Genomic DNA, 20,084 nt, shown 5'->3' with positions numbered 1-20,084 from the left:
TCAAATATTGTTGATTTAAAATCATGTTGAAGACGCATTCTATATTCAATTTTCATAAGTTTGGATCATACTTAATTCAGGTGGTAATAAAATTATGCTGACAGCAAGTGGAATAACTAAGTCATATGGAGACCTTCGTGTCCTTAAAGGGATTGATCTGCATGTAGAAAGAAAAGAAATTATTTCTATTGTGGGAGCATCAGGGGCGGGGAAAAGTACGTTGCTGCATATTTTAGGTACGTTGGATCAATCTGATAATGGCTCTTTAAGAATAAACCAGTCAGACGTTAGCCGGATGAGCAATAAGGAGAAGTCAGCTTTTCGTAATAAGCACATCGGTTTCATCTTTCAATTCCACAATCTCCTGCCTGAGTTTACTGCCAAAGAGAATGTGTGCATTCCCGGCTACATCGGAAAAAGGGATGCCGCCGAAGTAAGCAGACGTGCTGATGAACTGTTGGAAGTGCTCGGTATTTCCGCCAGGCGTGATCATAAGCCTTCGGAGTTGTCAGGAGGTGAGCAGCAGCGCGCTGCAGTGGCCAGGGCTTTGATCAATGACCCCTCGATTATATTTGCAGATGAACCAAGCGGGAACCTGGATTCAAAAAATGCTAAAGAACTTCACAGCCTGTTCTTCAAACTAAGGGATGAACTGGGACAAACCTTTGTGATTGTTACACACAATGAAGAGCTTGCCGATATGGCTGACAGAAAGCTGGAAATTCAGGATGGGGTAATGCTAACCTAGTATTTTAGGATGTAGATTTAAACGAATTTGTGTCGTTATTGTTGAATTAGTAAAGGTTTGACAATTAATGATATGAGTACCGAACCAATAAATATAAAACCCGCACAAACTGAATTTGATTTACACCCATTAATTATCGGGCGTTGGAGTCCCAGGGCATTTAGCACAAAAGAACCCTCCAGGCACCAAATCCTGAAAATGCTGGAAGCTGCCAGATGGGCACCATCCTCTTTTAATGAGCAACCCTGGCGATTTATTGTAGGAGTCAAAAGCAGGGGAGAGGAGTACCAGAAAGTGTTGGAATGTATAAATGACTTTAACAAAGGATGGGCTGGGCATGCTCCTGTTTTGATGCTGGTATGTGCAAAAAAGGCATTTACACATAATGATAAGCCCAACAGACATTATAGGTATGACTGCGGTGCTGCTATGTCAACATTAAGCTTGCAGGCAATGGCCGATAACCTGTATGTTCACCAGATGGCAGGTATAAATCCGGATAGAGCAATAGAGTTATTTAAGGTGCCGGAAACTTTTGAGGTTTTAACTGGTGTGGCTATCGGATATCTTGGTGACCCGGGCCAACTAACCGAAAAAGACCAAAAATCAGAGGCATCCAGGCGGCAGAGAAAAGAACTTAGCCAGTTAGCGTTTAGCGAATCGTGGGGGAATAGCTTTATCTAGTGGCTTAGTACTTCGGTTTCCACTTCTTCTATCTCTACATGCCCTGAGGGATTAATAGATGCTAGTTTCACTCTTTTAAGCTCATTGATAAGTACAGGATCATATTTGGCAGCTACCCTCACATAATTGTTAGTGAACCCATGCATCATGCCATCTTCAATGTCTTCCTCAAATAAAACCGTATCAATACGCCCCAGGTTTTCCTCGTAAAATTTCCTCTTTTTCTTTTCAGAAAGAGTCCTTAGCATTTTAGATCTCTGATGCCTTACCTTCATGGGCACTGCATTGCCCATCTCAGGTGCCTCGGTATTGGCACGTTCCGAGTAAGTAAAAACATGCAGATAAGAAATGTCAAGCTCATTGAGGAAATGGTACGTCTCCAGAAAGTCTTCATCAGTCTCTCCGGGAAAGCCTACAATAACATCTACACCAATACAGCAATGCGGCATTACAGACCTTATCTTTTCTACCCGGCTGACATATAGCGCACTAAGGTAGCGCCGTTTCATCATTTTAAGGATCTTGTCAGAGCCGGATTGCAGAGGAATGTGAAAATGAGGCACAAATTTGCTTGAGCCTGCTACAAAATCAATAATATCATCGTGAAGGAGGTTAGGCTCAATGGATGAAATCCTGAAACGGTCAATGCCCTCTACCTGATCAAGTTCCTTTACAAGGTCAATGAACTTATCTTGCCTTTTTCCATCCCTGATCCCAAAATCGCCTGTATTCACCCCGGTTAGCACAATCTCCTTTACGCCTGACTCGGCTATTTCTTTGGCAGACTTGATAATGTTGGGAATAGTGTCGCTGCGACTGTTGCCTCTGGCTAAAGGAATAGTACAGAAGGTGCAACTATAGTCGCAACCATCCTGAACCTTTAGGAAGGTGCGTGTACGGTCATTGATGGAATATGCATTATTGAAGATGTTGGCTTCCTCTATTTCGGAGGCCAGCACCTGTGTTTCTTTAGTCCTGACGAAGCCATCGAGAAGTTCTATGAGCCGGAATTTCTCTGCAGCACCCAACACCGCATCTACGCCTGGTATTTCAGAGATTTCTTTAGGTTTTAGCTGGGCATAGCATCCGATGATAGTAACATAAGCATCTGGAGAGATTTTTCTGGCCTCCCTGACCACTTTTCGACATTTTTTATCCGCATTTTCAGTGACAGAACACGTATTGATGATAAAAATATCGGGTGTATCAGTAAACTCCGCTTTCTTATAGCCCTTTTCTTCAAACATCCTGGAAATGGTTGAAGTCTCAGAGAAGTTAAGTTTACAGCCTAATGTATAAAATGCTACTTTTTTCATCGGGCTGCAAAGTTAAGAATAAAATTGTGTAATGTCCTCAGGTGTAATTACTAAAAGCAAGAAGAAGTAATATACCTGTCTCGTTGCGTACGTAGACTAAATCTGGGCCACTCAATGTAGATAGACGTTTTCATGGAAGGAAGTTGATGGAGGGGGCGGGTTAATCGAGAGTTTCCGTATAGTTTAAACTAACAATGTATTCAATAGTTGATGGTTTAACTTTCAATTAACCTTCTCAGGTAATTGATCTGCCCCAAATGGTAGTTGAGGTGTGCATGCAAATGAATGAGGAAAAATTCGATACTGAAAGCTTCATCACGCAGTGTAACAGGGTAAGTTGCAGAGAGAGCTTCCGGGGATATTTTATTCAAAGTTGAGATCACTATGTCCTTCGTTTCCTATGTTTCTCCCTGGGAGACTTTGGATGCTGTTAATGACGGCTCCATACCATCTAATTCGAACGATAAGCCCAACGGCGCTTTTTTATTTGAAGAAGTATAAGGCCAGAAATGGTAAAGCACCTATCTATGCTCGAATTACCGTAGATGGAAAGAGAGCAGACCTTTCGATGAAGCGATCTGTTGAATTTTCTAGCTGGAACAACCATAAAGGTATGGAAAAGGGTAGAAGAGACCAACAGCTTAAACGGCTACTAGGAACGGGTGAGAGCTAAAGTGATCGATCACTATTAAAAGATTACACTTCTGGGCGAATTGGTAACGTCAGAAGCTGTCAAAAACTGATCGAATATCACAATACTCAGATGAAAGATAACCTGGCCTGGGGCGCCCAGAAAAATTACTTCACCACCCTGAGAACCTCATGTTTCATGTAGCACGACATACTTTTGCTACCACCGTTACATTGAGCAATGGAGTGCCCATAGAATCGGTAAGCAAGATGTTGGGTCATTCTCGCATTTCTACCACACAGATATATGTTAAAGTAGTAGAGTCTAAACTCAGTCGCTGAGTAAAGTTGTCTGGAATCTGATCTCATAAATTCTGGACTTTGCTTTATTCAATAAAAGTATAACCAGGAAATGAGCAAAATTAATAATAGCTCATTAGCAAAAGGTTGCAGATAAATTTGCAAACGTTTGCGAAAAAAAATTGCATTAAGTTTGATCCAAAAAATATCTTTTATAAATTGGTAGACCAGTTGCTGGTTAACTAATTTATTATATGTCAAAGGAATTATTAAACAACTTCAGTGAAATAATCGTAGAGGGCCCTGTCGATAAAATAATCAATCAAATAAAGGAATTGATTTCTTCAGGCCAGTTAAAACCTGGTGATCGGTTACCCTCTGAACGCATGCTAAGTGAGCGCTTTGCCATAGGTAGAACCTATGTTAGAGATGCCATAAGAAAACTTGAGTTTTATGGGATTTTAAAGACCATGCCCCAAAGCGGAACTTTCGTAGCTGGCTTCGGTATTACCGCCCTGGAAGGTTTGATAACTGATGTGTTAAAACTAGAAGGAAATGATTTTCATGCTTTAGTTGAAACACGGGTATTGTTAGAAACTAATTCAGCCCGATTCGCGGCTATGAGGCGTTCCGAAGACGATATCATCTCAATATCTAATGCTTTGGACGAATACGAGAAAGCAGTAAAAGAGGGTAAGTCAACTGTTGAGGAGGATTTACTTTTTCATTTAAAAATTGCTGAAGCGAGTAAAAACGCGGTCCTCAAATCCTTAATGCTCATTGTAACACCTGATATCCTGACGTATTTTAAAGAAAATGATGTCTGTAGTGGTGATAGACCTAAATCAGCGCTGGAAGAACACCACACTATTCTTCGCTACATCATAGATCAAGAACCAATGAAAGCGGAGATTTCCATGAGGGAACACCTCAAAGATATTTTAAATTTTGCTAGTGATAATTTAAGCCCCTGATGAATTAATGAAACAAAACTAACATAAAAATAAAAATGGTTAACCGTAACCAGTTAACCATTTTGGCAGGAAGGTCACATGCCGTTCGATCGCTAAAAAGTTCAGCTTGTGCCTTATCCGTTCTTCTTCAAAGATAAATGAAAGACAAGTAAAAATCAAAGCTTGTCATGTTTCCTGCCTGCTTATCAAACTTTACCATCTAATCATTTAAACACAATGAAGAAAAATTTTACTAAACCATTATCAGTGGTATTGCTACTACTGATGACAATGTCGACCGGATTGTTTGCTCAAAACGATCAGGTTGTAAGCGGAAAAGTGTTCAGCGAAACTGATGAGCCTTTACCAGGTGTATCTATTGTTATTAAAGATAGCAATCAGGGTACTATCACAGATGTTGATGGGAATTATTCCCTTAAAGCTTCATCAAATGATGTGCTTGTATTTTCTTTTATTGGTTATAGGACTCAAGAAGTACCGGTGGGAACACAATCTGTTATAGATATCTCTATGGATGTAAACACTCAGGAATTATCTGAAGTTGTTGTAATCGGTTATGGAACTCAAAAGAAATCCACAATAACAGGATCTATTTCTAAAGTAGAGAATGAAAAATTAGATCAGATTGCAGTATCCCGGGTAGATGATGCCCTCATCGGACAGGTTTCCGGTGTGAACATTCAGGCTACCAACGCTGAAGCAGGGGCTGCGCCTACTATAACTATTCGAGGATTTGGATCCGTAACGGCCGATTCCGGACCAGCGGTGGTTGTAGATGGAGTAGTGGTCAATTCCGATTTTCTCGGAAATATGAATATGAATGATATTGCATCATTTGAAATATTAAAAGATGCAGCTTCGGCAGCAATTTATGGTAGTGAGGGGGCAAATGGTGTTATACTAATTACAACAAAGAAAGGCCAGGCAGGAAAAACTAAATTTAGCTATGAAGGGTTTTTTGGTTACAAAGAAGCCTTTGAAAGCGAAGAGTACAAGAAAAGTTTAAAGGATTGGGCTTCAAAGGAAATGGCAGAATATGGTGAGCTTAGCGAACAAACGCAACATGCGCTTATAATCTCTGAAGCAGCAGGAGGTTTGGATCGTGACTGGCAGGAGGTATTTTTTGACGGTGGTATCATTCAAAGCCACGCACTTTCTGCAAGAGGAGGTTCTGAAAATACTACATTCAGCACATCACTCAAGTATCTAGAAGATGAAGGAGTAGTAATTACTGATAATTTTGAATTGATTACCGGCTCTGTTAAAGTAGATACCAAGCTGAACGACAAGCTCGAGTTTGGCATAAGTGCCACCCCTTCCTTTACAAAGACGAGACGCTTGCCCACTTCCATACATAACTCTATCAGGCAATCGCCCTGGTTACCCATTTACCATACAGAAGAGACACTTGCACTTGTTAATCAAGATGATCCGAATGCATCGTATTACTACCCGGATCTCGTACCGGGTGACTATGCCCGAGAGGATCACTTTGCAGAGATAGATGTAGATGGTGATGGCGATTTAGATGCAAGAGCTCGTACTTCGGGTGATCAAAATCCATATGCCCAATATGTAGAAAGAGAGCACTATGATGTTGAGTATGCATTATTAGCGTCTACATATTTGAGTTATGAATTTATAGAAGGACTTACCTTAAAAACTCGTTTAGGTCTTAATCTGGACCAACGCAAGAGAACCCGGTGGGATGGTAGTGAGTATCATCACAGTAACCCTGCTGAGTATTATGTTCAAAATAGAAATAGAGCAAGAGTTATTTGGGACAACTACTTAACATACAACAAAACTATTGGTCTACATGACCTTAATTCAATGGTGGGCTTAACCGTTCAGGAAAGAACTACTGAGTATAATGAAGTTGTAGGTACAGGTTATAGTAGCGATTTATTAAAAAACTTATCAGGAGCTACTTCGGTATCACAGCAAGTTGAAAATAAATTAGTAAGACGAAAAATTGGATACTTTGCTAGGGTCAACTATTCATATGACCAAAAATACCTGTTTAATGCTTCTTTCAGACGAGATGGAAGTTCAGTTTTTGGTGTTGACTCAAAGTGGGGAAATTTTCCTGCAGTATCTGTAGGGTGGAATATTCATAATGAGGATTTTATGCCTGATAATGATATTCTAACCATCGTAAAGCTAAGAGCTAGCTATGGCCTTACCGGAGCAGAGAACTTTAATGTAGGGGATGATATTGTAGACACCTGGCCATATCTGGCTTTGTTGAATAATGCCAATGCGATTGTAGAAGGTAATATTGAGGGTGGTTTCACACCTCGTAATGTGGCAAATTCGCTATTACAGTGGGAAGCTTCTGCCGAACTCACGGTAGGAATAGATTACGGGTTTTTAGGCAATAGAATTACAGGATCTGTTGACTATTACGAGCGCGTGAGTGATAATCTGCTATTACTAAATCCGGTTTCTTACGGCACAGGTTTTAACAGTGCCATTGTAAACCTTGGTGAAGTGAAAAATAGTGGTTTTGAATTTGAGTTGAGGACCCGAAATATTGTTAACGGTGACTTTACATGGAGTTCCACTTTCATAGCCTCGACCAATCAGAATGAATTAACTGCTTTTGGTGACTCAGACGGTGCCCTTTTAGAAGATACCTTTGGTAGAAACTCTCAGTGGATCAACAAAGTAGGTAATCCAATCTCATCTTTCTATGGCTATGTGGTAGACAGAAGTAAATCAGTGCCTAATGAGTATGTAACCACTCCTTCTGTGCCGATTAACGGACAGGCACAAGATGCAATAGTGGTTGATTTGAATGGTGACGGCATTATTACTGATGCAGATAAATCTATTCTGGGTAATCCTTACCCAGACATGATCTGGAGTATTACCAACGACTTTAAATATAAAGGATTTGACCTTTCGTTTATGGTTCAGGGAAGTTATGGTGCCCAGGTAAAAAATATTGGGGACGAATACTTCTACACCTGGTGGCAAGGTGCAACTACAAGCCCTCAGCAAATGGTTGATGATGGAGTTGTTTCGCACACTTCATTTATTCAGCCAAAAGTATTAACAGACGAGGTGGTTCAGGATGCAAAATATTACTCTTTGCGTAATGTGAACATAGGTTATACACTGCCTAAGGATTTGATATCTAAGATAGGTTTGACAGGTGTAAGAGTTTATGCTTCAGGGCAAAACCTCCTATACGTTACAGCAGATGAGTATCATGGCTTTAATCCCGAGTATATCGATAATGATAACAACCCGCGACAATATGGGTCTCAAAGAGCCGGTACACCCATCTTTAGAACTTTCACTTTTGGTCTGAACGTTGATTTTTAATTTAAAAAGAAAGAGACTATGAAATTTATAAAATATTTAATGCTGGCATTCACAGGCGGTGTTTTCTACTCATGCGATGTAGAGGAGTTTCTAAATCCTTTACCAGAAACTGCAGTTACAGCAGATACTTACTTTCAATCTGATGCAGATGTTGTGGCTGGAATCATTGGCATATATGATGCCATTCAGGGAGTGAATGAAGCCACCGATAGTGATGATACGGATGTTAACAGAGGGATTCAGTATGAATACCTACTTACAGAGCATCGATCCGATAATACCAGAAGCGCTACTCTTGAAGGTTCGAGGGCAGATTTTCATAGGTATTTAACAGATCCGGTTAACACCCAATCGGAAGATTATTGGGCATCTATGTATGACATTATTTTCAGGGCGAATAATGTTTTAACCTACATGGATGTTGCTAACCCGGCCAATGTAGCAAGGTATACAGGTGAGGCTAAATTTTTAAGAGCTTATGCTTATTTCAATCTGGTGAGATTGTATGGCGATGTGCCTTTGATTACAGAAGTGGCTATCCCCAACGACAGGGAAACCCTTTATACCAGAGTGGATGTAGCTACTGTGTATGCACAGATTGTGCAAGATCTGGATGAAGCAGCGACTGTCTTGGATAATACATATAAATCAAGAGCTTCAAAAGCTGCAGCTCAGGGGTTGTTAGCCAAGGTACTTTTATCTCAGCCAAACCCGGATTATCAAAGGGCCCAGGTATTGTGTGAGGATGTGATGAGCCAGGGATTTTCTTTGATGCCGAATTTTTATGATGTGTTTTATTCTGAATTAAATGATGAAATCATTTTTGCTATTCAGTATCAGTCTGGTAACCCATTGGAAAGTCAGGGGTTTTCAGCTGAGTTTACTTCTGCGGTACGTCAAGGCTTTCAGGATGGCCTCAACATTCCTAATGATAATTTAATTGCAGACTTAAATACACATGGAGGAGACAGAGCGGCAGTAAGTATAACCAATGTTCAGGGCTCTATTGAGGTAGCTAAATTTTTACCTGATGGGAATGATTGGACAAACGAATATGGAGGAAACGCTAGAAATGCAGGTAATGACTGGATTATCCTGCGATACTCCGATATTCTGTTAATGCATGTTGAGGCCATTATGGGAGGTACGGCTTCAACAGGTAATCCTGCTGCTTTGGCCTCTTTTCAAGCGGTAAGAAATCGTGCAGGCCTTACAACACCTGTAACTTCAATCTCTCAAGAAGATTTATTGCTCGAAAGAAGGGTGGAGTTTGCATTTGAAAACCAGCGATGGTTTGATCTACAACGATTTGGTGTAGCCGATGCTGTATTGAGTGCTCATGCTACCGATATGGGATATGCCGATTACAATGCAAGGGCGTTGTTGCTCCCTATTCCAGCCAGAGAAATTAATTTAAGTGGTGGTCTTATGACACAAAATCCATAAATATCTTGATCATGAAAAATTATTTAAAAAATATATTTAAAGTGGGCCTGCTATTTTTAGGGTTGGCTACTATAGGATTAATTAATGCGTGCGTAGAGGAGGAGCTGCCTGGTGCAGGTTCTATACCTGATGAAATTCCGCCTGAAGCTAACTTTTCATATTCTTCAGACCCGGCTGATTTTACGGTAATTAACTTCACCAACCTATCGACCGAAGCACTAAATTTTGTATGGGATTTTGGCGATGGCAACACGTCTACAGAGAAAGACCCAACGTTTACATTTAGTGGTGAAGGAACCTATAAGGTGACTCTTACGGCTACTGACGGTTTGGGTGCAAGTAACACAGCCTCTATGGATGTGAAAGTGGCCCCCGGACCTTATCAGCCAGTTATTTTGGAAGCTGGCTTTGAAGATGGCCAGCTAGATGGTGGTGCTGGTGATGGTCGTGATTCCTGGAGAAACAGCGACCTTGGCGGAGTGATTCAGATTACTGGAAGCCCGGTAGTGTCAGGAAGTCAGGGCGCAAAACTTCCGTCAGGTGGAGATAAGCGTATTGGGTACCAGGAAATTATTGTGGAGCCCGAGACCAATTATGATATCAATTTCATTTACACCATGTTTGCTGAGCCTACAGGGTATATTACAGTTGATATTTTAGACGTAAGCGGAAATGGCGGAACTTTTACCTCTCATGAAGATACGCAGGACCATGTACTGGGCTCTGTGACTGTAAATGACCAGGAGGACCCGGAGGTTTATGTAGGCGGATCAGTTTCTTTTAATTCCGGAACCAGTGAGCTTATAGCAATCTATTTTTACAATGATGGTATTACAGAGTCAAGATTAGATGATTTTTCAATTGACATAGGTCGGGCAGGAGCAGTACCACCATCAGCCTCATTTACTGCGAAGCAAAGTGAATTCAATTATTTGGAATATTCATTTACTAACAATTCTAAAAACGCCAGCTCTTATCAGTGGGATTTTGGTGACGGTAATACCTCAACTGAGGTAAGCCCAACCCATGTATATGCTGAGTCTGGAGAGTACACAGTTTCGCTAACGTCTTCAAGTGATGGTGGGCTTACAGCTAATTTCAGTTCTACTATCGATATACAGGCTCCGGCTCAAGCTTCATTTGAGGTGGAAGAAGTGAGTAGTACAGAATATAAATTCACAAGCACTTCAACCGGTATAGGCATCTCTCTGACCTGGGAATTTGGTGATGGGTATGGCTATGATGGCCCTCAGAATCCAATTAATCATACTTACAGCGAAGCTGGCTTTTATACTGTTACACTTACAGCTACCAGCGAAACCGGCTTTGAAAGCGTAGCTTCCTATACGCTGGCTGCAGGGCTTCCTAAGGTAATAAACGGAGATTTTGAGGATAGTGATGGGACAGGTAAGGACGATTGGAGACCATCTTTAGGTTTTACAGGTGGAGAAGGAAACGGTGACCCGTATAGCGGTAGCGGTGATGGAGCTTATCAACTATATGATGGAACCGATACCGAATCAAGTACAAGAGGTGCCAAGATCGATGGATCGAGATGTACAGTAGATGCTGATGGAAACCCGGTTTCTGGTGATACTAGGTATGCCTATCAATCTATGACACTGGACCCCAACACTGAATATTACTTAGAGTTTTCTTATGATAATGCAAGTGGTACAATCGTAGCCGGAGAGATACTGGATGGCCACTTTGCAGATGGTTCTGCAGCACTGGCAGCTTCTCTTGATGGCTCCAGCTTACTCGAAATTAAAGGCACCGTGTCTAACGGTGAAGATATTGGCAACGATTGGCGAACTATCAGAGCAAAATTCACTACGAACGCTACCGGTGAAGTGGCTATTTGGATGTGGGCATTTGGAGGCCAATCTTACTACGATAATGTAAAAATATTGCCAGCTTGGTTAGTTGAATCTGGGGGCTGATATCGATAAAATTTTAAAATAAAAGTGAGATTTAATTTGGTGTAATCAGCTTACTCGGGGGTTATCCTGAGTGAGCTGAGTTACTTAATGAGGCAAAAAAGGGAGTTGCCAGATTTTTATTAAACGGACTACCTGTTTGCTAATAGCCAAACTGCAAGCGGAGAGAGGTTTCACAGCTTGGCAGAAGAGGGCCAGGGAGCTAACCTGGGTAGGGGACAATTTATTTTTCTAAATATTAAAAAAGACTAAACAATGAAACGAAACAGTGACAAATATTTGATTACCAGAGATATGGAATGGGAAGAGCTCGGTGGTGGAGTATCCAGAAAAATCCTGGGCTATGACAATCAGATTATGATGGTTAAGGTAAAATTTGAGAAAGGCGCCATAGGTTCTCCTCACCAGCACTTCCATACGCAAGCTACATACTGTATTGAAGGTAAATTTGAATTTGAAATAGACGGTCAGAAACAAATAGTGGAGGCAGGCGATGGTGTTTATATCGAACCCAACTTGCTTCACAGTGCTGTCTGTCTGGAGCAGGGAATGTTGATTGATACGTTCAGTCCGGTTAGAGAAGACTTTCTTGACGGGTCGGGTGTGTCATATTTTGGCGATAAGGATTGATGTAAAAACAAAATCTGATGAAAATTAAAGGATTACGGTGGTGGGTGATTGCCCTCATAGCCCTGGCAACGGTTATTAATTATATAGACAGACAATCAATTACGGTGCTGTGGCCGCAGATTGCAGATGATTTATATCCTGACAAAACCACTGACGAGCATAAAGAGATTTATTCTTGGATATCGATCATATTCGTTTTTTCTTATGCGTTTGGACAGGCAATTTTCGGGAAAATTTTTGATTGGATTGGTACACGATTGGGTTTTGCCTTGTCTATAGGCGTTTGGTCTATCGCTACGGCAGCCCATGCGCTAGCGAGGAGCTTTTTAAGTTTTGCAATCTTTAGATCCATTCTCGGGATAGCAGAGGCCGGCAACTGGCCTGGTGCTGCAAAAGGTAATGCAGAGTGGTTTCCAACAAAAGAAAGGGCGTTTGCACAAGGTCTTTTTAATTCAGGAGCAGCCATTGGAGGCATAATTGCAATTCCGCTTATCGGTCTGCTAACCATACATTTTCATTGGCAAACCATATTTATACTGGTAGGATTAGTAGGTCTGTTGTGGCTTATACCCTGGATGGTGTTGGTAAAAGCACCTCCCAGAAAGCATCCATGGATCTCCGATGAGGAAAGAGCCTACATATTAAAAGGACAGAAGAATGAGAGTGAAGAAGAAAGTGATGAACCGGATGGATACAACCCTGGAACAGGAGAACTTCTAAGCCGCCGACAAAGCTGGGGTGTTATTATAGCTTCTGCTGCTATAGACCCCATTTGGTGGTTGTTCGTTTTCTGGATACCCATCTATCTATTTGAGGTCTATGGTATGGATGTAAAATCTGTGGCGCTGTATGGTTGGGTTCCTTATGTGGGAGCTATGCTTGGTGCATGGTTTGGAGGTCTGCTCGCCCAAAATAGAATTAAAGCAGGTTGGAGTGTTGATAGAACAAGAAAAATGGTTATTACACTTGGCTGTCTGATTATGCTTCCCGCTTTACTTGGAATGGCAAGCCCCGGAGGACCTACTACGGCTGTATTAATCATGGCTGTCATTCTATTCGGATTTCAAACAGCCATAGGAAATGTTCAAACGCTACCAAGCGACTTTTATAGCGGAAAAACGGTGGGTAGTTTATCAGGGTTCGCAGGAATGGCCGCAAAGCTCACGGCAGCGGGTATGACCTACCTGGTCCCCTGGTTGACTTTAGGGGGAAACTACACACCTGCATTTATCATAGGAGCTGCATTGGCATTGGTTGCCCTGGCCAGCGTCTGGATTTTATGTGGTCGAATCGAAGCTTTAAGAGCTAGAAGATAAAAATTCACCTAAAATAAACTGATTAATAATTTTACTAAAACAAGAATCAAACATGGAAAAACCTGAAAATAAAATAGCTATAATCACAGGAGCCACAGGTGGTATAGGTTTCGAAGTTGCCAAACGATTGGGTAGTGATGGGTATACCGTAATTCTGAACGGTATCGAAGACGAACTGGGAGCTCAAAGAGTGGAAGAACTAGCCAAGGATGGAATTAGCGCAGCATATTATGGTTTTGATGTTACAAACGAAGATGAGGTAAACTCCAACATCAAGGCCATTGGCGAAAAATATGGCAAAATAGATGTCCTTGTGAATAATGCAGGGGGACTAGGGGGAAGGTCGAGGTTTGAAGAAATGACCACTGAGTTTTACAGGAAGGTGATGGCACTCAATTTAGATTCGGTGTTTTTCACATCAAGAGCTGCGATTCCTTTTCTTAAAAAGGGAGAACACCCTTCTATTATCAACTATACATCCAATGCAGGCTGGAATGCCGGTGGGCCCGGAGCAGGTATCTATGGAACCTCTAAGGCAGGTGTTCATGCCATAACAAGGGCATTAGCCAAAGACCTGGCAGAGTATGGAATCAGAGTAAATGCGGTGTCTCCAGGCACTATTGATACACCATTTCATGCACAGATTAAGTCTACCAAACCTGAGGTTTTCGCCTCCTGGAAGAACAATATCATGTTGGGACGGCTGGGAGAGCCTGAAGAAGTGGCCTCAGTAGTATCCTTCCTAGCAGGTAAGGATGCGTCTTTTGTCACTGCTGAGACCATACAGGTAGGTGGTGGTCAGGCATTGGGCATATAAATACTTACAAAGCTATCTCGCGTAAAGACGCTAGGTCAAATCATTATTACACAATTAAGCAGTATGAAATTAAAGAATAAAGTAGCAGTAGTTACAGGTGGAGCTAGGGATATTGGCCGAGCCATCAGTGTTAAATTGGCCAAAGAAGGGGCTAAAGTGGTTGTTAACTATAATAGCAGTGAAACAGAGGCGAATGAAACAATTAAAGAGATTGAAAGTAATGGAGGAGAAGCAGTAGCCGTGCAGGCGAATGTGGCAAAGCAATCAGGTATTGATGACCTAGTAGACAAAACCAAAGCGGCTTTCGGAGACCGGGTTGATGTTTTGGTAAACAATGCGGGGGGACTATTTGCTCGAAAAACTATTGAAGAGCTTGATGAAGCATTTTATAGCCTGGTAATGGATGTAAACCTTAAAGGGACAGTCTTTGTGACTCAAGCATTCAAACCATTAATGAGTAAAGGGGCATCAATTGTAAATATGGCTTCACAGGCCGGACGTGACGGAGGAGGCCCTGGATCTGTCTTATATGCTGCTTCTAAAGGGGCTGTAATGACATTGACACGCAACTGGGCAAAAGAATTAGGACCTCAGGGAATTAGGGTAAATGCAGTATGTCCAGGAATGATTGCCACAAAGTTTCATGATGATTTCACGAAAGATGAAGTGAGAGAGAAAGTGGCGGGTTTAACGCCTTTGAGAAGGGAAGGGCAGGCAGCAGAGGTGGCAGATCTTGTTGCCTATCTAGCGAGCGATGAAGCGTCTTTCATTACGGGCAATAACGTGGACATCAATGGAGGACTGGCGTTCTCGTAACTACAGCTTATGAAAATGATTAGTATTGGGGAGTTGTTGATGCGTTTGACAGTTCCTGACAAGCAGAGATTTTCCCAGGCTCGAAATTTCAATCTTGATATAGGCGGATCGGAAGCCAATGTGGCCATTGCCCTTTCTCAATTTGGGTGGGAAACGGGTATAATAAGTGCATTACCAGCTAATGAGCTAGGCACAAGAGTTAAAAGTGAGCTTCGCATGAAGGGCTTGGATACTTCTTCTATTCTAAATAAAGGAAGTAGAATCGGTCTTTACTTTTTAGAAGAAGGCAGTTCTTTGAGGAGTAGTAAAATAATTTATGACCGATCAGACTCTTCATTTAATGATCTGACTCCCACAGATTTCGACTGGAATAGCGTATTTGAGGATGTTCAACATCTACATTGGTCGGCAATTACCCCGGCCATTTCAGAAAATGCTGCTGCAATTTGTAGGGTGGCAGTAGACAAAGCGGCAGAGCGCGGAATTACCATTTCCTGTGATCTGCACTACCGAAAAAACCTATGGAATTATGGTAAAACGCCTAAAGAAGTAATACCTGGGCTGTTAGAAAAGTCTACCATTGTGGTAGGAGACCCTTCAACGATAAACGCACTTACGGGGATAGAAATGAAATCCATGTCAAACAATAGTATAGAAAGTGCAGATGAACTGGCAGAGGACTACCGAAAGCTAATGTATCATTTTCCCTCGGTTAAATATGTGTCGATGTTATTGAGAACTATAATAAATGCAAATCATCATAAACTGAAAGGAGCATTGGTTTCAAAGGATCAGGTAATTGAATCCAGACCTTCTGATATAGTAAATATAGTAGATAGAATTGGCGGTGGGGATGCATATATGGCCGGACTTCTTTATGGTCTCAATCACTTCGAGGATAAAAATGACAGCTTGAATTTTGCCATAACAACTTCAGCATTAAAGCACACGATCAAGGGAGATTATTACTGTGGTAATTATGAGGAAGTAACAGAAGTAATGCATGCGAAACAACTTGGAAAAATAATAAGATAGTATGGCAAGATTTTCAAGAATAGAAGTTTTTAAAGTGATGGAGCTCACCGGTATGGTTCCTCTGTTTTATCATCACGATATTGAAAGAGCGAAAAAGGCTTTACTGGCGTGCTATAAGGGGGGTGCCAGAGTATTAGAATTTACCAATCGTGGTGACTATGCCCATGAGGTGTTTCGTGAGTTAAATAAGTATGCAGAAGAATCGATGCCGGAAATGATTCTTGGGGTTGGTTCTGTTACGGATGTAGGAGCTGCTTCACTCTATTTACAACTTGGTGCAAACTTCGTAGTAACACCTGTGCTGAGAGAAGATATTGCCATTGCCTGCAACAGAAAGAAAGTTTTATGGTCACCGGGTTGTGGCTCATTAACGGAAATAGCACAAGCAGAGGAGTTGGGTTGTGAGTTGGTAAAATTATTTCCAGGAGGGACCTATGGGCCGGGCTTTGTAAGTGGCATTAAGGGGCCACAGCCTTGGACTTCGATAATGCCCACGGGGGGTGTGGCGCCTACAGAAGAAAACCTGAAAGCCTGGTTCGATGCAGGTGTTACATGTGTTGGTATAGGATCTAAGCTGATTTCAAAAGAACTTTTGGCCAACAACAATTATGAGGAATTAGAAAAAAGGGTTAAGGACTGTTTGGCCCTTATTAACAAGATACGAGATTGATATGAGAAATATTTTACTTTTGGTTTTGTCACTCATGCTCTTTTCTGGGTGTGGTAAAGATACCGATACAAAAGGCCTTGTTGTTAAAAACTTTGATGAACTGAAAAGTGCGATTAATGAAGCCAAACCAGGAACAGAAATTGTTCTTGCTAATGGTGTATGGACAGATGCACAGATCAGGTTTTATGGTATAGGAACAGAGAATGCCCCTATTACACTTCGTGCAGAAACTCCGGGTGAGGTTTTTTTAGAAGGGCAGTCTTACTTACATCTTGGAGGGGAGCATTTGATTGTTAGTGGTTTATATTTTAGAAATGGTTATTCGCCTAAAAGCGGTATTATACGCTATCAAATAGGTGAAGATAGTACGGCCTTTAACTCACGGGTGACGAACACAGTAATAGAAGGTTTTACCAGGCCTAACAGGTGGGAAGACGATAGCTGGATTGAGTTCTATGGTAAAAACAATCAGCTTGATCATTGCTATATAGCAGGAAAATCTAATGATGGAGCTACCTTAATGGTCTATCATAAAGGTAATCAACACACTAATAGCCATCATCAAATAGTAAATAATTACTTCGGTCCACGCCCGAGAAAAGGCGGTCCTCGAGCTGAGACCATGCGACTTGGCGGCAGTGAGACATCCATGACGCCCGGGCGAGTAAATGTTGCTAACAATTACTTTGAGGCCTGCAATGGTGAAGTGGAAATTATTTCTGACAAAACGAACTACAACTCATTTACCGACAACATTTTTTATAAGTGTGAAGGGTCGCTAGTAATGCGACACAGTAACTACACTAGAGTTGATGGCAATATTTTCATAGGTGGAGATGATTCTGATTTCTATGGAGGCGTTAGGGTGGTTAACACTGGTCACTGGATCACCAATAATTATTTTTATAAAATAAGAGGTGAGCAGTTTAGAAGTCCACTTGCCATCATGAATGGGATACCCAAATCCGCTATAAACAGATATCAGCAAGTTACAGATGCCGTTGTCGCATATAATACCTGGGTAGATTGCAAATCTCCATGGCAGATAGGAGTAGGGCAAAACAAAGCAAGTGCTGATGTGCTTCCCGCTAGTGAAATTCGCTCAGCTCCACCTATCCGAACTACTATTGCCAACAACCTGATTTATAATACCGAAATAGATGAAAATCCTGTGGTGAACCATGATGATATGGAGGGTATACTTTTTAAGAATAACCTCATTGATAATAACGGTAGCGAATATTCTGAATTTGATGTGCTTACAAATGCAGAAGTTCAGATGACCCAAATCAATGATTGGTTGTATGCCCCTGCAGGAATACAAAACGAAGCATTAAATAATGTATTTAATGGCTATGGGTTTGATAAAATTAAGAATGGATTATTTGGGGCCTCACGAAAAGCAGATAATAAGGTGGGAGCGATCAACCAACTTTCAGCAGCACAAGGCTTTAAGATTGACAAGACAAAATATGGCCCCGACTGGTTTACACCTAACCAAACCACTTCTAAAGCTGCAATACATACTGCTGCATCAGGTGAATTAGAAAATGTCCTTAGCCAAGCTAATTCCGGAGATATTATTGAGCTTAGTGATAAGACGTATACGCTCAGTGCCTCACTCAAGATAGATAAAGAAATCACTATACGGTCTGCAGGAGAAGGTAAAGTACATTTACTATACAATGGATCTGAAGGAACATCCGCTTTCGAAATGAACCCCGGAGGAACCATAAAGTTGGAGAATATTTCCCTCAAAGGGCAGCATAATCAGTTGGCCTTTGCTCCATTGGCGAAAAACATGGCTTCTGCCTATAACCTGTTTGTTGATGACTGTGTAATTGAGAATTTTGATTATGTATTGAAAGCTTCTAAAGGCTCCTTTGCAGACTCAATCAGGTTTAGAAATACCACCATTCAAAATAGTGCGCATGGGTTTGTGCTCGCTGCTGACGAGAAAGGCGACTACAATGCCGAGATGGTAACATTTGCTCAATGTGAATTTAGAAATATAAAGGGGAACGTGATTCATTTCTACCGAGGCGGCTATGATGAGTCTACAATCGGTGGGTTTTTAACCGTGACAAATAACACTTTTATCGAGTGTGGTGAAAGTGCTGAAAATGCAATTTTAATCCGAACTCCCGGGATTATTAACGTACGAATTGTAGACAATACTTTCCTAAACAACCCGGTGGATTTTATCGCCTCATTGTGGGGCGCCAAGAATAACACACATAGTGGAAACGTGATCACCGAATCAGGTGAAATTCGAGTAGAAGAACAACAAAAACAGGAGCTTCTGTACTAAAAGTGTTCAAGCAATAAAACTTATAATAATTATGAAGATAACACGCATATTTTTTCTAATGGTATTAACCACGGCTATCATTAGCTGTAACACCAAACACAATAAAGAAGACGCAAACATCCGGGAGGATACTAACCTTTCTGAGGAGAGCCAAATGCTTTATCCAAGTGACGTCATCTCATTTTTCAACCATTGGAATCTGATTTTGGGTGATGGGGCAAACGTAGGCCAGGCAGTTGATTTTGAGCATAAACAATTCTTTTACACTATAAATGAAGGTGATCAAAACTGGGTAGTTTACAAGGCCCCCAACGCAGGGGGAACCCATGGAACTTCACACAACACAAGAACAGAATTGGCTCAATTGAAAAAATGGTCTCCTATGACGGAAGCTAAATTGTCCGCCACCTTAAAAGTGATGAATGTATCCGTATCTGGTGATGACAGCAAAAAGTCTGCACACTCGGTAGTGGTTGGCCAAATCCATAGTGCCGATGGCCATGAGAATGAGCCACTAAAAATCTTCTATAAGAAATACTCAGATCATACCAAAGGCTCTGTTTTTTGGAATTACGAAATTAATACAGCAGGAGATGACAATTCTGGCCGGTGGGATTTTTCAACCATTGTTTGGGGAGATATTGAAGTGGCTGACCCTGAATCAAATTACTTTCCTGAGGAACCTGAGAATGGTATTGAGTTAGGTGAAGAATTTAGTTATGAAGTTGAAGTTAAGGATGGTATTATGCACCTGACATTTACGAGCAAAGGGCACGAGACCAAAAAATTCACTAAGAACTTAATTACCTCAGAATATACCAATGCAGATGACATTCCTGATGGTGAAAAAGGAGTGGAGCGTGAAAATGCATACGCAGATGAGGGCCTATTTTTTAAACAAGGTTCTTATAATCAAACGAATGAAAAAGCTAATGGTGCTGAAACATTTGGTGGAGATATCCAAAAACAATATGAGACCGGAAACTACACGGAGGTTCGGTTTAAAGAAGCAAGTATCTATGTCAGTGAAGATGCCGTGTCTAATGAAGGCTATTTTATCAAAAATGACGATTTATGATTAAGCCCTCTTGCCTGGCATACATTATAACCATACAATA

17 protein-coding genes and 1 pseudogene are annotated in these 20,084 nt (G+C 41.3%); 16 read left to right on the top strand and 2 right to left on the bottom strand.

What is annotated here, in order from left to right; all coding sequences use genetic code 11:
• The first annotated feature begins 94 nt into the window (after window positions 1–94).
• Together LVD17_RS25415 and LVD17_RS25410 are read left to right on the top strand one after the other, a co-directional pair.
• Window positions 95–748 carry an ABC transporter ATP-binding protein gene (locus LVD17_RS25415; protein WP_233762669.1) on the top strand — a complete coding sequence of 218 codons (654 nt, stop codon included), beginning with the start codon at window positions 95–97 and terminating at the stop codon, window positions 746–748.
• 72 nt (window positions 749–820) lie between these two features.
• Window positions 821–1,432, top strand: coding sequence for a nitroreductase family protein (locus LVD17_RS25410; protein WP_233762667.1), 612 nt, complete (start codon window positions 821–823; stop codon window positions 1,430–1,432).
• On the opposite strand, the gene mtaB is transcribed toward LVD17_RS25410, so the two are convergent.
• Window positions 1,429–2,748 (bottom strand): tRNA (N(6)-L-threonylcarbamoyladenosine(37)-C(2))-methylthiotransferase MtaB, encoded by a 1,320-nt coding sequence (mtaB, locus tag LVD17_RS25405; RefSeq protein WP_233762665.1) that lies wholly within the window; start codon window positions 2,746–2,748, stop codon window positions 1,429–1,431. The genes LVD17_RS25410 and mtaB overlap by 4 nt on opposite strands.
• 215 nt (window positions 2,749–2,963) lie before the next feature.
• Window positions 2,964–3,119 (bottom strand): hypothetical protein, encoded by a 156-nt coding sequence (locus LVD17_RS25400; protein ID WP_233762663.1) that lies wholly within the window; start codon window positions 3,117–3,119, stop codon window positions 2,964–2,966.
• 116 nt (window positions 3,120–3,235) lie between these two features.
• Between LVD17_RS25400 and LVD17_RS25395 the strand changes: the two genes are divergently transcribed.
• The 14 genes and pseudogenes from LVD17_RS25395 (at window position 3,236) to LVD17_RS25320 (ending at window position 20,044) form a co-directional block, all read left to right on the top strand.
• A complete protein-coding gene (locus LVD17_RS25395) occupies window positions 3,236–3,421 on the top strand; it encodes an Arm DNA-binding domain-containing protein (protein ID WP_233762662.1) in 186 nt (61 codons plus the stop codon).
• 140 nt (window positions 3,422–3,561) lie between these two features.
• Window positions 3,562–3,720, top strand: a pseudogene (locus LVD17_RS25390) (tyrosine-type recombinase/integrase); the annotation flags it as partial.
• 212 nt (window positions 3,721–3,932) lie between these two features.
• Window positions 3,933–4,652 carry a FadR/GntR family transcriptional regulator gene (locus tag LVD17_RS25385; RefSeq protein WP_233762657.1) on the top strand — a complete coding sequence of 240 codons (720 nt, stop codon included), beginning with the start codon at window positions 3,933–3,935 and terminating at the stop codon, window positions 4,650–4,652.
• Between the two features lie 216 nt (window positions 4,653–4,868).
• Window positions 4,869–7,985 carry a SusC/RagA family TonB-linked outer membrane protein gene (locus LVD17_RS25380; RefSeq protein WP_233762655.1) on the top strand — a complete coding sequence of 1,039 codons (3,117 nt, stop codon included), beginning with the start codon at window positions 4,869–4,871 and terminating at the stop codon, window positions 7,983–7,985.
• A gap of 18 nt (window positions 7,986–8,003) precedes the next feature.
• Entirely contained in the window at window positions 8,004–9,431 is a 1,428-nt protein-coding gene (locus tag LVD17_RS25375; protein WP_233762653.1) for a RagB/SusD family nutrient uptake outer membrane protein, read from the top strand.
• Window positions 9,432–9,442: 11 nt separating this feature from the next.
• Complete coding sequence (locus LVD17_RS28560) at window positions 9,443–11,374, top strand: PKD domain-containing protein (protein ID WP_305039577.1); 1,932 nt, start codon at window positions 9,443–9,445, stop codon at window positions 11,372–11,374.
• Window positions 11,375–11,626: 252 nt separating this feature from the next.
• The gene (locus LVD17_RS25355) at window positions 11,627–12,001 is read left to right on the top strand and encodes a cupin domain-containing protein (RefSeq protein WP_233762650.1); all 375 of its coding nucleotides are present in this window, start codon (window positions 11,627–11,629) and stop codon (window positions 11,999–12,001) included.
• A 17-nt stretch (window positions 12,002–12,018) separates the two neighbouring features.
• Window positions 12,019–13,317: an MFS transporter gene (locus LVD17_RS25350; protein ID WP_233762648.1), complete on the top strand. Its 1,299-nt coding sequence runs from the start codon at window positions 12,019–12,021 to the stop codon at window positions 13,315–13,317.
• Between the two features lie 52 nt (window positions 13,318–13,369).
• Complete coding sequence (locus LVD17_RS25345; protein WP_233762645.1) at window positions 13,370–14,134, top strand: SDR family NAD(P)-dependent oxidoreductase; 765 nt, start codon at window positions 13,370–13,372, stop codon at window positions 14,132–14,134.
• 63 nt (window positions 14,135–14,197) lie between these two features.
• The gene (locus tag LVD17_RS25340; RefSeq protein ID WP_233762643.1) at window positions 14,198–14,950 is read left to right on the top strand and encodes an SDR family NAD(P)-dependent oxidoreductase; all 753 of its coding nucleotides are present in this window, start codon (window positions 14,198–14,200) and stop codon (window positions 14,948–14,950) included.
• Window positions 14,951–14,959: 9 nt separating this feature from the next.
• Complete coding sequence (locus LVD17_RS25335; RefSeq protein WP_233762641.1) at window positions 14,960–15,985, top strand: sugar kinase; 1,026 nt, start codon at window positions 14,960–14,962, stop codon at window positions 15,983–15,985.
• Between the two features lies 1 nt (window position 15,986).
• Window positions 15,987–16,655 (top strand): bifunctional 4-hydroxy-2-oxoglutarate aldolase/2-dehydro-3-deoxy-phosphogluconate aldolase, encoded by a 669-nt coding sequence (locus LVD17_RS25330; RefSeq protein ID WP_233762639.1) that lies wholly within the window; start codon window positions 15,987–15,989, stop codon window positions 16,653–16,655.
• A gap of 1 nt (window position 16,656) precedes the next feature.
• Window positions 16,657–18,966: a chondroitinase-B domain-containing protein gene (locus LVD17_RS25325; protein ID WP_233762637.1), complete on the top strand. Its 2,310-nt coding sequence runs from the start codon at window positions 16,657–16,659 to the stop codon at window positions 18,964–18,966.
• A 31-nt stretch (window positions 18,967–18,997) separates the two neighbouring features.
• On the top strand, window positions 18,998–20,044 hold the full coding sequence (locus LVD17_RS25320; RefSeq protein WP_233762635.1) for a polysaccharide lyase family 7 protein: 1,047 nt from the start codon (window positions 18,998–19,000) through the stop codon (window positions 20,042–20,044).
• The last annotated feature ends 40 nt before the right edge of the window (window positions 20,045–20,084 follow it).

The organism is Fulvivirga ulvae, from assembly GCF_021389975.1.
Taxonomy (GTDB): domain Bacteria; phylum Bacteroidota; class Bacteroidia; order Cytophagales; family Cyclobacteriaceae; genus Fulvivirga; species Fulvivirga ulvae.
This window is presented reverse-complemented; position numbering and strand designations above follow the sequence as displayed.

Excerpts from the sequence above, each read along its gene's own strand:
- LVD17_RS25415 (WP_233762669.1), top strand. The coding sequence starts at position 95 with ATGCTGACAGCAAGTGGAATAACTAAGTCATATGGAGACCTTCGTGTC.
- LVD17_RS25410 (WP_233762667.1), top strand. The coding sequence starts at position 821 with ATGAGTACCGAACCAATAAATATAAAACCCGCACAAACTGAATTTGAT.
- mtaB (WP_233762665.1), bottom strand. The coding sequence starts at position 2,748 with ATGAAAAAAGTAGCATTTTATACATTAGGCTGTAAACTTAACTTCTCT.
- LVD17_RS25385 (WP_233762657.1), top strand. The coding sequence starts at position 3,933 with ATGTCAAAGGAATTATTAAACAACTTCAGTGAAATAATCGTAGAGGGC.
- LVD17_RS25380 (WP_233762655.1), top strand. The coding sequence starts at position 4,869 with ATGAAGAAAAATTTTACTAAACCATTATCAGTGGTATTGCTACTACTG.
- LVD17_RS25375 (WP_233762653.1), top strand. The coding sequence starts at position 8,004 with ATGAAATTTATAAAATATTTAATGCTGGCATTCACAGGCGGTGTTTTC.
- LVD17_RS28560 (WP_305039577.1), top strand. The coding sequence starts at position 9,443 with ATGAAAAATTATTTAAAAAATATATTTAAAGTGGGCCTGCTATTTTTA.
- LVD17_RS25355 (WP_233762650.1), top strand. The coding sequence starts at position 11,627 with ATGAAACGAAACAGTGACAAATATTTGATTACCAGAGATATGGAATGG.
- LVD17_RS25350 (WP_233762648.1), top strand. The coding sequence starts at position 12,019 with ATGAAAATTAAAGGATTACGGTGGTGGGTGATTGCCCTCATAGCCCTG.
- LVD17_RS25345 (WP_233762645.1), top strand. The coding sequence starts at position 13,370 with ATGGAAAAACCTGAAAATAAAATAGCTATAATCACAGGAGCCACAGGT.
- LVD17_RS25340 (WP_233762643.1), top strand. The coding sequence starts at position 14,198 with ATGAAATTAAAGAATAAAGTAGCAGTAGTTACAGGTGGAGCTAGGGAT.
- LVD17_RS25335 (WP_233762641.1), top strand. The coding sequence starts at position 14,960 with ATGAAAATGATTAGTATTGGGGAGTTGTTGATGCGTTTGACAGTTCCT.
- LVD17_RS25330 (WP_233762639.1), top strand. The coding sequence starts at position 15,987 with ATGGCAAGATTTTCAAGAATAGAAGTTTTTAAAGTGATGGAGCTCACC.
- LVD17_RS25325 (WP_233762637.1), top strand. The coding sequence starts at position 16,657 with ATGAGAAATATTTTACTTTTGGTTTTGTCACTCATGCTCTTTTCTGGG.
- LVD17_RS25320 (WP_233762635.1), top strand. The coding sequence starts at position 18,998 with ATGAAGATAACACGCATATTTTTTCTAATGGTATTAACCACGGCTATC.